At 38.3% G+C, this 316-nt stretch carries 1 pseudogene; it reads right to left on the reverse strand.

The window, feature by feature from the left end:
• Nucleotides 1-135 precede the first annotated feature (135 nt).
• A pseudogene (locus GH715_RS21325) lies at nt 136-316 on the reverse strand (IS110 family transposase); the annotation flags it as partial.

Below are 316 nucleotides of genomic sequence, written 5' to 3' on the forward strand. Positions count from 1 at the left end.
CCCACGGAAAGACCAGCTATGGAAAGTCAACCATAAAGAGTTATTTTAAAAAAATTATTTTTTATTTAAAAAAAGGCATGCGAAAATACACCTCCAGCGAGAGGTGTTTCGAAGGAAAGTATGTTCGATTCCCACTTACTTAACGTGTGGTTCATACGGCTTGTTATCTCGTAGTATGGCAAAAATAATATGTGTTAGCTTTCTAGCTACCGCTCCAACTGCTACGTAATGTCCTTTTCCTTTATCTTTTAATTTATTGTAAAACTGCGATAATGCCGGATCACTCTGGCTTGCTGAAAAGGCGGCCCACCAAATA

Source organism: Gracilibacillus thailandensis (assembly GCF_010994055.1).
Classification (GTDB): Bacteria; Bacillota; Bacilli; order Bacillales; family Amphibacillaceae; genus Gracilibacillus; species Gracilibacillus lacisalsi.